Source organism: Arthrobacter sp. SPG23, assembly GCF_000876655.1.
In the GTDB taxonomy this organism is placed as follows: domain Bacteria; phylum Actinomycetota; class Actinomycetes; order Actinomycetales; family Micrococcaceae; genus Arthrobacter.
This window is the reverse complement of sequence record NZ_JYCN01000014.1, coordinates 92,002-105,802: the sequence shown is the minus strand read 5'-3', so window position 1 is coordinate 105,802 and position 13,801 is coordinate 92,002. Positions and strand designations below refer to the sequence as shown.

Annotated in this window: 12 protein-coding genes and 1 pseudogene; 1 reads left to right on the top strand and 12 read right to left on the bottom strand. The window is 66.5% G+C overall.

Annotation, left to right across the window (positions count from 1 at the left end):
• Nucleotides 1–6: 6 nt before the first annotated feature.
• The 10 genes and pseudogenes from TV39_RS07230 to dxr form a co-directional block, all read right to left on the bottom strand.
• Nucleotides 7–801 carry a sulfite exporter TauE/SafE family protein gene (locus TV39_RS07230; protein ID WP_043480077.1) on the bottom strand — a complete coding sequence of 265 codons (795 nt, stop codon included), beginning with the start codon at nucleotides 799–801 and terminating at the stop codon, nucleotides 7–9.
• Nucleotides 802–819: 18 nt separating this feature from the next.
• Nucleotides 820–2,631 (bottom strand): proline--tRNA ligase, encoded by a 1,812-nt coding sequence (locus TV39_RS07225; RefSeq protein WP_043480075.1) that lies wholly within the window; start codon nucleotides 2,629–2,631, stop codon nucleotides 820–822.
• A 438-nt stretch (nucleotides 2,632–3,069) separates the two neighbouring features.
• The gene (locus TV39_RS07220) at nucleotides 3,070–3,657 is read right to left on the bottom strand and encodes a hypothetical protein (protein ID WP_043480074.1); all 588 of its coding nucleotides are present in this window, start codon (nucleotides 3,655–3,657) and stop codon (nucleotides 3,070–3,072) included.
• A 32-nt stretch (nucleotides 3,658–3,689) separates the two neighbouring features.
• A complete protein-coding gene (locus TV39_RS07215) occupies nucleotides 3,690–4,577 on the bottom strand; it encodes a GNAT family N-acetyltransferase (protein WP_043480072.1) in 888 nt (295 codons plus the stop codon).
• Nucleotides 4,540–5,705, bottom strand: a pseudogene (gene ispG, locus TV39_RS07210) (flavodoxin-dependent (E)-4-hydroxy-3-methylbut-2-enyl-diphosphate synthase). The gene TV39_RS07215 and the pseudogene ispG overlap by 38 nt, the downstream one beginning before the upstream one ends.
• Nucleotides 5,706–5,752: 47 nt before the next feature.
• Nucleotides 5,753–6,046: a YciI family protein gene (locus TV39_RS07205; protein WP_043480071.1), complete on the bottom strand. Its 294-nt coding sequence runs from the start codon at nucleotides 6,044–6,046 to the stop codon at nucleotides 5,753–5,755.
• A 42-nt stretch (nucleotides 6,047–6,088) separates the two neighbouring features.
• Nucleotides 6,089–6,637, bottom strand: a complete 549-nt coding sequence (locus TV39_RS07200; RefSeq protein ID WP_043480069.1) for a hypothetical protein — start codon at nucleotides 6,635–6,637, stop codon at nucleotides 6,089–6,091.
• A complete protein-coding gene (locus TV39_RS07195) occupies nucleotides 6,634–7,308 on the bottom strand; it encodes a hypothetical protein (protein WP_043480068.1) in 675 nt (224 codons plus the stop codon). The genes TV39_RS07200 and TV39_RS07195 overlap by 4 nt, the downstream gene beginning before the upstream one ends.
• A gap of 105 nt (nucleotides 7,309–7,413) precedes the next feature.
• Entirely contained in the window at nucleotides 7,414–8,745 is a 1,332-nt protein-coding gene (locus TV39_RS07190) for a M50 family metallopeptidase (RefSeq protein WP_043480066.1), read from the bottom strand.
• A gap of 18 nt (nucleotides 8,746–8,763) precedes the next feature.
• On the bottom strand, nucleotides 8,764–9,948 hold the full coding sequence (dxr, locus tag TV39_RS07185; RefSeq protein ID WP_043480064.1) for a 1-deoxy-D-xylulose-5-phosphate reductoisomerase: 1,185 nt from the start codon (nucleotides 9,946–9,948) through the stop codon (nucleotides 8,764–8,766).
• Between the two features lie 88 nt (nucleotides 9,949–10,036).
• On the opposite strand from dxr, the gene TV39_RS07180 reads away from it, so the two are divergent.
• Nucleotides 10,037–11,509: a lipase maturation factor family protein gene (locus TV39_RS07180; protein ID WP_043480273.1), complete on the top strand. Its 1,473-nt coding sequence runs from the start codon at nucleotides 10,037–10,039 to the stop codon at nucleotides 11,507–11,509.
• Here the strand turns inward: TV39_RS07180 and TV39_RS07175 are convergent.
• Nucleotides 11,501–12,187: a response regulator gene (locus TV39_RS07175; protein WP_043480062.1), complete on the bottom strand. Its 687-nt coding sequence runs from the start codon at nucleotides 12,185–12,187 to the stop codon at nucleotides 11,501–11,503. The two genes, TV39_RS07180 and TV39_RS07175, sit on opposite strands and share 9 nt — an antisense overlap.
• Nucleotides 12,184–13,764: a sensor histidine kinase gene (locus TV39_RS07170; protein ID WP_043480061.1), complete on the bottom strand. Its 1,581-nt coding sequence runs from the start codon at nucleotides 13,762–13,764 to the stop codon at nucleotides 12,184–12,186. The genes TV39_RS07175 and TV39_RS07170 overlap by 4 nt, the downstream gene beginning before the upstream one ends.
• Nucleotides 13,765–13,801: the final 37 nt, after the last annotated feature.

Sequence of the window (13,801 nt, the reverse complement as noted above, 5' to 3'; positions counted from 1 at the left end):
AGGCGCCTAGGCGAAGGTGTCCTGCCAGATGTCGTAGCCCAGCTTGAGGATCAGGGCCCCGACGACGACAAGGAAGACGTTGCGGATAAAGGTGCTTCCCTGTTTCACCGCGGTCCGCGCCCCGAGGTAGCCGCCTGCCATGTTGGCGAGCCCCAGCACGAGTCCGACGCCCCACAACAGCGAGCCGTGCGGCAGGAAGAAGATCAGAGCGCCGGCGTTCGTGGCCATGTTCACAATTTTTGCCTTGGCGCTGGCTTCGAGGAACGCGTAGCCCATCGCGGAAACGAGGGCGATGATCAGGAACGATCCCGTCCCGGGTCCGATCAGGCCGTCGTAGAACCCGATGGCCGCTCCAATGAGGCAGGCCACCACGTAGTGCGTCCTGCCGTCGTGGCGGAGCGAGGTCAGGTCGCCGACGTTGGGTTTGAAGGCAGTAAAGAGCGCGACGGCGACCAGCGCCGCCACGATGATGGGTTTGAAAACACTAGCCGGCAAGGTGGCGGCCAGAACAGCGCCGCCGAAACTGCCTGCCAGCGCAATGACGGCCATGGGTATGGCCGTCCGCAGGTCGGGCCGAACGCGGCGGTAGTACGTCACCGCGCTTGTTGTGGTCCCGAAAATCGAACCCATTTTGTTGGTGGCAAGGGCCTGGACCGGGCTGATGCCCGGGACCAGCAGCAACGCCGGGAGCTGGATGAGTCCCCCGCCGCCCACCACGGCATCAATCCATCCTGCGGCGAAGCCCGCCACGATGATGAGGATCAGCGTGGCGGGCTCCAGCGATTCGAATCCCGAGATCACTCCTGCGGCCGGGAGGGGTTACTTGCTGCGGACGGCGTTGACTACGTAGTCAACGGCCTTCTCAACGGCAACGTTCTCTGCCTCACCGCTGCGGCGGTCCTTGATCTCCACGACGCCGTCCGCCAGTCCGCGGCCGACGGCCAGGATGGTGGGCACGCCGATGAGTTCAGCATCGCCGAACTTGACGCCCGGGGACACCTTGGGGCGGTCGTCATAGATGACCTCGAGGCCGGCGGCTTCGAGTTCGTGTGAGAGCTTCTCGGCGGCCGCGAAGATTTCCTCGCCCCGCCCCACAGCCACAACGTGGACATCGGCAGGGGCCACTGCCCGGGGCCAGACCAGGCCCTTGGCGTCGTGGTTGGATTCGGCGAGGGCGGCAACAGCGCGGGTGACGCCCACGCCGTAGGAACCCATGGTGACCACGACCTGCTTGCCGTTCTGGTCCAGGACCTTCAGCTCAAGGGCTTCGGCGTACTTGCGGCCGAGCTGGAAGATGTGGCCCATCTCAATGCCGCGTGCGGTCTCCAAGGGTCCTGAACCGTCCGGTGCTTCGTCGCCGGCGCGCACTTCGGTGCACTCGATCACGCCGTCCCAGCCGAAGTCGCGGCCGGCCACGAGCCCGAAGACGTGCTTTCCGGCCATATTCGCGCCGGTCACCCAGGCGGTGCCGCTGACGACGCGGGGATCCACCAGGTACAGGAGCTTGGCTGCACCTTCCAGGCCCAGGAGCGGGGTGCCGAGCGACATGCCCGGGCCCAGGTATCCCCGGACGATCAGGGGGTTGCGGGCGAGGTCTTCCTCGCCAGCGGCTTCCACGGTGATCTCACCGGCGACCGGCAGGTAGGCGCCGATGTTGGCCTCCACCCGCTTCAGGTCGACGCCGCGGTCGCCGGGCACGCCAATGACGACGATCTGGCGCTCTCCGGTGGGCAGGGTGACGGCGAGGACAACGTTCTTGAGCGTGTCAGCGGCCGTCCAGGCGCCGCCGTCGTTCTCATCGCGCGGAACCAGCTGGTTTGCCGCGTCCACCAGCGTGTCGATGGTGGGGGTGTTCGGGGTGTCCCGGATCTCGGCTGCAGGCGCGTTGCTGAAGTCGATCTCGGCGGGGACCACGGTGGTCACGGCTTCAACGTTGGCTGCGTAGCCGCCGGCGGACCGCACGAAGGTGTCTTCGCCGATCTCGGTGGGGTGCAGGAATTCCTCGCTCCGGGAGCCGCCCATGGCACCGGCAGTGGCAGCCACCGGAATCACCTCGAGGCCGAGGCGCTCGAAGATCTTCAGGTAGGCGGCACGGTGCGCGTTGTAGCTCGCGTCCAGGCCGGCGTCGTCGACGTCGAACGAGTAGGAGTCCTTCATGATGAACTCGCGGCCGCGCAGCAGGCCGGCGCGGGGCCGGGCCTCGTCGCGGTACTTGTTCTGGATCTGGTAGATGCTCAGCGGAAGGTCCTTGTACGAGGAGTACAGGTCCTTGACCAGGAGGGTGAACATCTCCTCGTGGGTGGGGGCCAGGAGATAGTCGCCGCCCTTGCGGTCCTTGAGCCGGAAGATGCCCTCGCCGTACTCGGTCCAGCGGTTGGTGGCCTCGTAGGGTTCCTTGGGCAGGAGCGCCGGGAAGTGGACTTCCTGGGCACCGATGGCGGTCATTTCTTCACGGATAACTTTTTCCACCTTGCGCAGCACGCTGAGGCCCAGCGGCAGCCAGGTGTAGATGCCCGGCGCTGCCCTGCGGATATACCCGGCGCGGACCAGGAGACGGTGGCTCGCCACCTCGGCGTCGGCGGGATCTTCGCGCAGGGTGCGCAGGAACAGCTTGGAAAGTCGAAGGACCACGGGTAGGAATCCGTTTCTTGGGAGGTGCCTGTTCTGATGACGGGCTTGGCAAATTCGTCTGGGTACTAATCTACCGTGGCGCGGCGGGTGCCGGGTTCCCGGCGGCCGGCCGCCGGCGTCGGCGGCTGAAATCCCGCTCCGGACGGAGAAGAGCCACGCCAGAACTAGAGGAAGCCCCTGGCCGTCACCGGCTGGTCATCCTGTTTTGGCGTGGCTCTTACGGCCCGTCGGACCGAGAAGTCCGGAGGAAGCGCTAGGCGTGCCCGCTGGGAAGGTCAACGTCCAGTGCCATCTGTTGATTTCCCCTCTGAGACCGCACGCACCCCATTCGGCGCGGCTAGGAAGAACCTATGTGATCCACTGCACCATTACAAGAGTCGTCACGCAGTTTTCTGCAGTTGACTCCGGGTTACCGCGTGTGTCCGGATGGGCGGCAGGCTAGTCAATGAGGGCGGCCGCCTGGTCCAGCAGGGCTTCAGCCGACGCCAGGTCGGAGGAGGTAACGCCGGCCCCTGAAGCCTGCGCGGAGATCAGGACTCCGCCTTTGACGGCGAAGGTCATCCCAGTGCTCTGGGTGGCACCAGTGGGCAGCGTGACGTCCGTCTGCATGGCAACGGCGCCGGGAGTGCCGGCTCCGCTGTCAAGCCTGGTGGTGGCCGCTGTCATGGACATTCCGCCGATATTCATGCTGATGTTGCCGCAGGCTTCGATGTCGTTGCCGCGCTGTGCAAGCGATTGGTCCAGCTTTTCCTTTTCAACGCCGGAAAGGAGCGAGAGCCTCTGGGTCAGTTCAGCCGTAGAGGACGTGGATGCGCCCACTGCCATTGTGGTGTTGCTATCCGGCTTCAGTGCCGTGCCCGTTGCGATGGTATTGCATTCGGCGGGCTCCACCTGGACTTCGGTCATGAGGGAGACCATCTGATCCAGCGCCTGCGAGACCTTCTCCGCGGGCATCACCGACAGGGCTACGCTCTCCGAGTCCTTCACCGCTCCGGCGATCTCCGCCAACTCACCGGCCGTCAGCATTGTGAACTCAGCTGCCGGCCGGTTGCGGCCAGCTAGAACAGAACCGTAGCGAACGTACCCACCTGGTGGAAGCCAACACGTTCGTAGGTGGCCCTCGCCCGGGCGTTGTAGTCATTGACGTACAGGCTGGTGACCGGCGCCAACTTCTGCGCCAGCACTACGACTGCGGCCATGTACCCGGCGCTGAGTCCGCGTCCGCGGCAGGAGGGGTTCATCCAGACGCCCTGGACCTGGGTCACATCGGGGGTAACGGCGCCCAGTTCGGCCTTGAACGTGACCTGGCCGCCTTCGTCGAGGTGGACGAGGGAATGACCCTGCCTGATGAGGCCTTCCACGCGCCGGCTGTAGAACTCGCGGCCGCCCAGGAATGGCGAATAACCGACTTCTTCTTCGAACATGGCGGCGCAGGCGGGGAGGATCCTGTCGAAATCGGCGAGCTGGCCGATGCCCAGGCCGGTGTTGGGCTGAACCGCCGGCGGCCCGGCGATGCTCATCAGCGGCTGGTCCGCCCGGACCTCGTGTGCCTGCTGCCCGAGCTGCTCCAGTTGCTCGTACATCGCCAAAACAGTATCCGCGGGCCCGAAGATGGAGGCGAAGCGGCGGCCGGAGCGTTGCGCATGCTCGGCGACCGGGCCGGCGAGCTCCGCGTCCAGCTGGATGGGAACAAGGTTCGCCCCGGCCCAGCACGCGCCCACCAGGGCGTCGCCGTCAAACACGCCAAAGATACTGGCCCCGCCCGTGGTGGGCGCGGCCGTTCCCGTTGCGGCCAGGTGCGACAGGATGAAGACGTTGGCCACAACGTCCGTCCGGGCCAGCTCGCGCAGCTCCGCGGTGTCCGGCCCGGACAGGACCCTGATGGATATGCCGGGCCCTGCAGTCTCTCTACGAGACGCTAACCACGGGGCTACCCTTGACAGCATCTTCGCCATCGGCCTCCCCCATCTCTTCAGCGATTCGCATGGCCTCTTCGATCAGTGTCTCAACAATTTCACTCTCGGGGACAGTCTTGATGACCTCTCCCTTCACAAAGATTTGTCCCTTGCCGTTACCGGAGGCCACGCCCAGGTCGGCTTCGCGTGCCTCGCCGGGGCCGTTGACGACGCAGCCCATGACGGCAACGCGCAACGGGATCTCCATGCCTTCCAGCCCTGCAGTGACCTGTTCGGCCAGCGTGTACACGTCCACCTGGGCCCGGCCGCAGGACGGGCAGGAGACAATTTCGAGCTTGCGGGGACGCAGGTTCAGCGACTGCAGGATCTGGTTGCCAACCTTGATTTCCTCGACGGGCGGAGCGAGAGGGAAACGCGGATGGTGTCGCCGATGCCCCGCGACAGCAGCGCGCCGAACGCGGTGGCGGACTTGATGGTGCCCTGGAAGGCCGGGCCGGCTTCGGTGACGCCGAGGTGGAGCGGCCAGTCGCCCTTTTCAGCCAGCATCTCGTACGCGGCAACCATGATCACGGGGTCGTTGTGCTTGACGGAGATCTTGAAGTCGTGGAAGCCGTGCTCTTCAAACAGCGAGGCTTCCCAGACGGCTGACTCCACCAGGGCCTCGGGGGTCGCCTTGCCGTACTTCTTCAGGATCCCGGGTTCTAGGGATCCTGCGTTGACGCCGATCCGGATGGAGGTGCCGTGGTCCTTGGCGGCGCGGGCGATCTCCTTGACCTGGTCATCGAACTTGCGGATGTTGCCGGGGTTGACGCGTACCGCGGCGCAGCCCGCTTCGATGGCGGCGAAGACGTACTTGGGCTGGAAGTGGATGTCCGCAATCACCGGGATCTGGGACTTCCGCGCGATGATCGGCAGCGCCTCGGCGTCATCCGCGGACGGGCAGGCCACGCGCACGATGTCGCAGCCTGAGGCCGTCAGCTCAGCTATCTGCTGCAGCGTGGCGTTGATGTCCGTGGTGGGCGTGGTGGTCATCGACTGCACGCTGATGGGCGAATCCGAGCCGACCCCCACCGAGCCCACCTTGATCTGGCGGGTCTTCCTGCGCGGGGCAAGGACGGGCGGCGGTGCTGACGGCATTCCCAGGCTGACCGAGGTCACGTGGACTCCTCTTTAGATCGAAATTCGATGGTGTGTGATGCCGGCGGCTAAGCGGCGTGCCCGGCCAGGAGGCCGGTCACCGGGTCCCATTCGGTGGTGCGCGTGCCTGCGATGACGTCGGCCGAGGCGTAGGGATCCTGCTTGAGGATGCCGTTCAGCGCATTTTCGTCTGCGGCCTTGAAGATCAGCAACGCACCGGCGCCGTCACCGTAGGGTCCGCTGGCCAGGAGCGCGCCTTCACGGGCAAGCCCGGCAGTCCATTCGCGGTGTGCCGGACGGGCGGCGTTCCGTGCTTCGGTGGACTCGGCGGCGTATACGTACTCAACAGCAAAAACAGTCATACGGATACCCTATCGCCATGCCCGCCCGAGTATGTATCCGGTTCAGCCAAGGAAGAGGATCCTGGCGAGGGCGGCAACGCCGGCGCCCCACAGCATGGAGGTCAGCGTGCCGATGATGAACCTCTCGGCGGCAACGGGAGTCTCCTTCAGCTCGGCGAAACGCCCCAGGCCCTTGATGGCCACCACATACGCGATCGCCACGGGCTGGCCCGCCAGGATGGCCAGGCACACCGCCAGCCGTTCCAGGACGCCGATAATGGCTCCGCCGCGCAGGATCCGGGTGGTGGGCGCCGGCGCCGCTGCCGCACCTTTCGGAGCTTTTCCGGATCCGTCTCCGGTTTCGCCGGCGGCAACGGTGATCTCGCCGTCGACCGTTCCCCTGTCCGCTGGTTCCGGGTGGGCGGCCGCCTTGTCCACCGTGACATCCGCGGCGGGGTCGTCAGCGGACCCGTCGGCAGCGCGGTCTTCGGCGGCCTTGGCCGCGTCCGCCCTGTCGTCAATGGTCCGGGCCAGCCGGAACACCAGTGCCGTGACCGGCCAGCCCGCGAAACCTGCCGTCAGCAGGGCAAGCGTAATCCAGAGAGCGTTCACCTAAGTCCTTCCAGCACTGCATCGCGGGCCAGGGCCAGGAGCATTTCGGCGGCAGGCCTCGCCGCCCATTCTTCCTGCCAGCCGGATCTCAGGACGGCGCGGCTCACCGATTGCTCCGTGATTCCCAGTTCTGCGGCCGCAAGCTTCTGGCTGCCGTGCCTGGCTGACGCGTCATGCTGCAGCCTGCGGAGGGCGTCCACCACTTTCCATTGGGCCTCCGTGCGTTCCTGCACCAGCCGGCCAATGAGTCGCAGGACTGCCTCGGCGTTCGCGCAGGCCCTGAGGCCGGGCCCTGCCTCAGGCGTGGCCGCTCCGCCGCGGCGGAGCCCGCCGGAAACTACGGACAACGGCACGTGGGCAGCCGCGGACTTGGCCTTTTCAACCGCCCGCCGGGCAGCCACGAAGGCCGCCCCGGACCCTTCCCGCGGGCTCGCCGGCAACGGCAGGTCGACAGCACCGACTCCGATTCCCACGTACCACCGGCCGCTGCGCAGGCAGTGCAGGGCGATGTCCACGACTTCCGCCGGTTTCTCGACGACGCCCTGGACTTCATCGCCGACGGAGCGTTCGAACCTGCCGGCGGAGGAGAGCCGGTGCAATTCTGCCAGGAGGCCGGGCACACGGTCCCGGTCCCCTGTGCTGCCCCGCTGGTCGATGGTGAGCACGTACATGCGGCAACCATAATCGACTGATTATTTAATATCAATCGTTTTAAGCTGATTTATAAAAATCAGTCGAAAAGAGCTGACTAACGGAAAGAAGCCGTTGAGCGCTGATTATCCGAAGAGGTTGACGGGCTTGACGATGTCCGCGTAAATCAGCAGCGCACTCATGCCCATCAGCAGCGCAGCCACCACGTAGGTCACGGGCAGGAGCTTGGCGATGTCGAAGGCTCCGGGGTCAGGCCGGCCAAGCACCTTGGCCAGCCGCCGCCGGGCTCCCTCATACAGAGCACCTGCCACGTGACCGCCGTCCAGCGGCAGCAGCGGGACCAGGTTGAACACCGCCAGCGCGAAGTTCAGTCCGGCCAGCAATCCCACCAGCGCGGCGAGCCTGGACTGCAGCGGAACCTCCTCCATGGCGGCAACCTCGCCGGCGACCCGGCCCACACCCACAACGCTGATGGGGCCGTTGGGATCGCGCGGCTCTTCGCTGAAGGCCGCCTTGGCAACGCCCACCACGCGTGCGGGCAGATTAAGGACGACGCCGGCAACCTGCCGGATGTTTTCCCCCGCCATGGGCAGGACGGACGACGCCGGCTGGGCAACCAGCGCTGTTTGGGCGCCGATCCCCAGGAAGCCGACTTCCTGGTACTGGAGGGTTCCGTTCGAATCAGTCGCCTGCCGGCCGTCGGCGCCGACGACGGGCCGGGCAGAAAGCACCGGGGTCACCGTGGTGGTGACAGTCGAGCCGTTACGCTCCACGGTGATGCTGACTTCCCGGCCTGCGGAGGCGCGGATCCAGCCGGTGAGTTCATCCCAGCTGGTGACGGCTTTGCCGTCGAAGGACGTAATGGTGTCGTTCGGTTTGAGTTGCGCCTCAGCCGCGGGGGTGAGCTTGCAGTCGGCGGAGTCCGGGTCCACGGTTTCCCCGGCCTTGACCTGGCACTTGGAAACGTCCGAGATAGTTGTGGTGGGGGTGCTGATCCCGAAGCCCATCAGCAGCACGGCCGTCAGCGCCACGCCGATCAGCAGGTTCATGGCGGGGCCGCCAAGCATCACGATGACTTTCTTCCACACCGGAAGCCGGTAGAAGACCCGCTTCTCGTCACCCGGCCCCACTTCCTCGTGGGCCATGGAACGCGCCTCGGTGGCGAGGGTCTGGAACATCCCGGTGCTGGAAGGCCGCACCGTGCCGTCGTCCTTGTTCGGCGGGTACATGCCGATCATGGACACGTAGCCGCCCAGCGGGATGGCCTTGACGCCGTACTCGGTCTCGCCCTTGCGCTTTGACCACAGGGTGGGACCGAAACCGATCATGTACTTGGTGACGCGCACCTTGAACAGTTTGGCCGGAACGAGGTGGCCCACCTCATGGAGCGCAATGGAGACTGCGATGCCGATCGCCACGAAGACGACACCGAGGATGAAGAGAATGACGGGACTCATGCTTAGATCTGCTGCTTCCTAGAGACTGCTCACTGCTAAACGTTCGTGGGTGCGCGCTCGTGCCCACGCTTCAGCATCCAGCACGGACTCAACTGTCAGCCCGGAAGATCCTGGGTGTTCGCTGAGTACCGCTTCGATGGTATCCACAATGTCCGTGAACCGGATCCGGCCGGAGTGGAAGGCCATCACGGCCTCTTCGTTGGCTGCGTTGAAAACGGCGGGGTAGGTGCTCCCCTGCCTGGCGGCGTCCTTGGCAAGGCTGACGGCCGGGAACGCCTCCACGTCGAGCGGTTCGAAGGTCCAGCTGGTGGCCCGGGTCCAGTCGCAGGGCGCGGCCGCCTTCGGCACCCGGTCCGGCCAGCCCAGGCCGAGGGCGATGGGCAGGCGCATGTCCGGCGGCGAGGCCTGGGCGATGATGGAGCCGTCCACGAACTGCACCATGGAATGGACCACGGACTGCGGGTGGACCACCACGTCGATGCGGTCCAGCGGGATGTCGAACAGCAGGTGCGCCTCGATCACCTCCAGCCCTTTGTTTACCAGACTGGCCGAGTTGGTGGTGACCATCAGGCCCATGTCCCAGGTGGGGTGCGCGAGGGCATCCTGCGGCGAGACGTTATGGAGTTCCTCCCGGGTCCTGCCGCGGAAGGGCCCCCCGGAGGCCGTGAGGATGAGCCGGTCCACCTCGGCCGCGGTCCCGGAGCGCAGGCATTGCGCGATGGCCGAATGCTCGGAGTCCACCGGGACGATCTGGCCGTCGCGGGCGGCAGCCTTCACCAGGGCGCCGCCGACGATCAACGACTCCTTGTTGGCCAGCGCAAGTGTGGCTCCGGATTTCAGGGCAGCCAGCGTGGGTGCCAGGCCGATGGAACCGGTGATGCCGTTGAGCACCACGTCGGCTTCGATCTCCGCGATCCGGGTGGACGCGTCCGGCCCGGTGATGATTTCGGGACGGTAGCCCGCCAGCCCGGCCGCCCTGGCGGCGTCGTCGATCAGGTCCTGCAGGGCTGCGGCGTCGCCGCTGGCCGTACCAACGGCCTTGGCCTTCGTATGGACGGCCTGGCGGGCCAGGAGCTCCAGGTTTCCGCCGCCTGCGCTCAGTGCCACAACCTCGAAAAGGTGCGGGGCGCCGTCGACGACGTCAATCGCCTGGGTGCCGATGGAACCGGTGGATCCGAGGAGAACGATTCTGCGTGGCTGCATCCGTTAAGTATCCCGCACGTCAGCGCACCCGCCGGCGGCAGGGCCTCGGGACATTGACGCCGTGCACGGCAGGCGTAACGTGAACAACGTGGAATGGGCCGCCTGGTTCGACGCGCCGGAGTACGAATTCGCCCGGCAGGTGCTGCAGCGCGGCATTGCCACGCTCTTCTTTGTGGCGTTCCTCTCCTGCCGCAACCAGTTCCCTGCGCTGCTCGGTGAGCGCGGACTGCTTCCGGTGCCGGACTACTTGGACAGTTTCAGGCGCCGCCGCCGTCCCAGCCTGTTCCTCTGGCGCTACTCGGACCGCCTGCTGCGCATGGTTTGCTGGGGCGGGATGGCTATTTCGGCCACACTCGTCCTGGGGCTTCCGCAACTGGGACCGCCCTGGCTGCCGATGATCGCCTTCCTGGCCCTCTGGCTGCTGTACATGTCGATCGTCAATGTGGGCCAGACCTTCTACGGGTTCGGCTGGGAGATGCTGCTGCTGGAGGCGGGCTTCACGGTGGCGTTCCTCGGCTCGGACCAGACCCCGCCGCCGCGGACGATCCTGATCCTGCTGGCGTGGCTGCTGTTCAGGCTTGAGTTCGGTGCCGGGATGATCAAGATCCGCGGAGGCAGCGAGTGGCGCGACCTGACCGCGCTGTATTACCACCACGAGACGCAGCCGATGCCGGGTCCGTTGAGCCGGCAGGCACACCTGCTGCCCAAACCGCTGCACCGGATGGAGGTCCTGGGCAACCACTTCGCCCAGCTGGTGGTGCCGTTCTTCCTCTTCGCCCCACAGCCGCTGGCCGGCATCGCCGCGGGCATCATCATCTTCACCCAGCTATGGCTCGTGGCGAGCGGAAACTTTGCCTGGCTGAACTGGATGGCCATCCTGCTGGCCTTCGCCGCAGTGAGCGATCCGGTGGCCCACGCCGTTCTTCCCGTCATCCCGCTGGACTGGCATGCGTATGGCGCTGCGTCCGGTGCCGGCGGCACGCAGGCCCCGGTGTGGTGGCTCGCCGTCGTGCTCGCCGTGACGCTGCTCCTGCTGGTGCTCAGCTACTGGCCGGCCCGGAACCTCCTCCAGCACCGGCAGCTGATGAACGCCAGCTTCAACCGCTGGCAGCTGGTGAACACCTACGGGGCATTCGGCACGGTGACAAAAATGCGGATCGAGATCGTGGTGGAGGGCACCCTCGACGACGAGCCGGACGACGACGCCGACTGGCGGGAGTACGGTTTCCGCGGTAAGCCGGGCGACGTCCGCCGGCTGCCCCGGCAGTGGGCTCCCTACCATCTCCGGCTGGACTGGCTCATGTGGTTCCTGCCCTTGCGCACGGTCCACGAGGAGTGGTTCTACGCTTTCCTGGCCAAGCTGCTGGAAGCCGACCGTGCTGTGCTGCGGCTCCTGCGCAAGGACCCGTTCGACGGCGCACGCCCCCGGTGGGTGCGCGTCCACAGCTACCACTACCGCTTCGCGAGCCGGGCGGAACGCCGCGAGACGGGGCAGCGCTGGATCCGGACCCTGCTGTATGAGGCCATCCCCCCGTTGTCCCTTCCGCCCGGGTCACGCTGACTTGAGCTCGTAGCGGCGCTCGGGACGGCCCGCGCCGTACTTGAGGTGAACGTCAACCCTCGCCTCATCGTGGAGGTACTCGAGGTAACGGCGTGCGCTGACCCGGGACGTGCCCAGCAGGTCCGCAACCTCGGCCGCCGACAGATCCGCTGCGGCGGACTGCAGCACGTCCACCACCCGGCTGAGGGTTTCCGGGCTGCACCCCTTGGGGAGGCGGACTTCCGCCCGTTCGGCGCGATCGGTGCGCTCCAGCCCGAAGACCCGGTTGACGTCGGATTGCTCGGCGACGTCCTTGGCAAGGTCCAGGCCCTGGTAGGCGCTGCGATAGTGCTCCAGCCGCTCCTGCAGGTCCGCCTGCGAAAACGGCTTGATCAGGTAATGGACGATCCCGCCGCGCAGCGCCCGGCGGACGGTTTCCACCTCGCGGGCCGCGCTGATCACCAGTACGTCCAGTTCCGGCGCCGTTTCCCGCAGCCTGGCCATGAGGTCAAGGCCGTTGATGTCGGGGAGGTGGATGTCCAGAAGGACCAGGTCAGGCAGCAGGCGTGCGGTTTCCGCCACGGCCTGGGCTCCGGTGTGCGCAACCCCGACGACGGTGAAACCCGGCGTGCGCTGGATGAAGCCGGCGTGGACTTTCGCCACCATGAAGTCATCATCGACGATCAGGACGTTGATCATGCCCGGGTACCCTTTCCTGTCTTTAGCCTCGCCGTAAAGACGGCGCCTCCGTCGTTGGCCACTGCAAGGTCTCCCCCGCTCCGGCGGCAGACCACCCGCGAGAGTGCCAGGCCGAAGCCACGGCCGCCGGCCGGGCCGGGCTGCTTGGTACTGAATCCCTGCCGGAAGATCTCATCGGCCGCTGCGCCGTCAATGCCCGGCCCGGTGTCCCTGACAGTCACCACCACTTCCTCGCGGCTGTCCTCGACGAGGACCCGGACCGACGCTTCCGCGGCTCCCGTGACGGCGTCGAGCGCGTTGTCCACGAGGTTCCCCACAACAGTGGTCAGGTCACGCGAGAGCTCATCGCCCACCGGCGAGAGTGACGACGCGGGGTCCAGCTGCAGCGGCACGCCCCGTTCCGCTGCAAGGCTTGATTTGGCGATCAGCAGGGCGGCGAGCGCCGGGTCCTGGATGCGGCTGGTCACATCATCATTCAGGCGCGTCCGGTCCACCGCGACTCCGTTGACGAACTGCACCACGGAATCGTACTCGCCGATCTGGATCAGCCCCGAAATAACGTGCAGCTGGTTGGCGAATTCATGGGCCTGCGCCCTGAGCGTGTCCGTTGCCGTCCGTGTTGTGCCCAGTTCGCGTTCCAGGGATGAAAGCTCCGTCCGGTCACGCAAAGTGGCCACAGAACCCATCACCCTGCCCCTGGAACGGATCGGCACCCGGTTCAGCACCACCAGGCGCTCCCCCACCAGCACCATCTGGTCCTGCCCGGGCTGCTCGCCGGTGAGGACTTCCTTAAGCGCCGGTTCCACGGGCAGTCCGGCCAGATCCTTGCCCACGCAGTCGGCCGGCAGGCCCAGCAGCGCCCGGGCACTGTCGTTGGCCACGGTAATCCGTCCGTGGAGGTCCAGCGCCACCACGCCTTCCTTGAGTCCATGCAGCATCGCTTCGCGGTTCTCCACCAGGCCCGAGATTTCGCTGGGCTCCATGCCGAGGGTCTGGCGCTTAACCCTGCGCGACAGAAGCAGGGAGCCGGCAACCCCCAGGACGCTGGCCACCCCCAAATAGGTCAACAGGTTGGGGACAGCATCCCCCAGGCGCTCCCACGTGGACGGGTAGTTCCGGCTGATGGACGCAATCCCGATCATGGTCCCGGAGTCGTCAAGGACCGGGACGTGGGCTGAAAGCACGGGCGTGGCCGTTCCGCCCACCACGCCGGTCCAGGCCCGGCCTTCCGTCACCCGGCTCGCACCGAGTTCCAAGGGCCGGCCCAGCAGTCCGGGGTCCGACGACGCCACCACGGTGCGGTCAGACCGGGCGAGTGCCACCTGCGCGGACCCGGAAACGGTGCGTACCGACTCGGCGACGGCGGACAGTGCCGCACTTCCGCGCGGTTCGGCCGAGGGAAGCAGCGCCCGGACGGCGGGATTGCTGCCCAGCGCCTCAGCCGCGGACAATGCGCGGCGCCCCTCGATCCGCTCAAACGCGGCGGCCGACTGGGCCAGGGATATGGCGACGACGGCGACGAGGACAGCCAGGACAATCAGCAACTGCAGGACCAGGTACTGCCCGGCGAGGGACATTCCTCTTCGTCGAGTCACTGTGGTTCTTTCCTCTGGT

Bases quoted from the DNA above. Each gene is read 5' to 3' on its own strand.
- TV39_RS07220 (WP_043480074.1), bottom strand. From the start codon at position 3,657: ATGCTGACGGCCGGTGAGTTGGCGGAGATCGCCGGAGCGGTGAAGGAC.
- TV39_RS07215 (WP_043480072.1), bottom strand. From the start codon at position 4,577: ATGCTGTCAAGGGTAGCCCCGTGGTTAGCGTCTCGTAGAGAGACTGCA.
- TV39_RS07205 (WP_043480071.1), bottom strand. From the start codon at position 6,046: ATGACTGTTTTTGCTGTTGAGTACGTATACGCCGCCGAGTCCACCGAA.
- TV39_RS07195 (WP_043480068.1), bottom strand. From the start codon at position 7,308: ATGTACGTGCTCACCATCGACCAGCGGGGCAGCACAGGGGACCGGGAC.
- TV39_RS07190 (WP_043480066.1), bottom strand. From the start codon at position 8,745: ATGAGTCCCGTCATTCTCTTCATCCTCGGTGTCGTCTTCGTGGCGATC.
- dxr (WP_043480064.1), bottom strand. From the start codon at position 9,948: ATGCAGCCACGCAGAATCGTTCTCCTCGGATCCACCGGTTCCATCGGC.
- TV39_RS07175 (WP_043480062.1), bottom strand. From the start codon at position 12,187: ATGATCAACGTCCTGATCGTCGATGATGACTTCATGGTGGCGAAAGTC.
- TV39_RS07170 (WP_043480061.1), bottom strand. From the start codon at position 13,764: ATGTCCCTCGCCGGGCAGTACCTGGTCCTGCAGTTGCTGATTGTCCTG.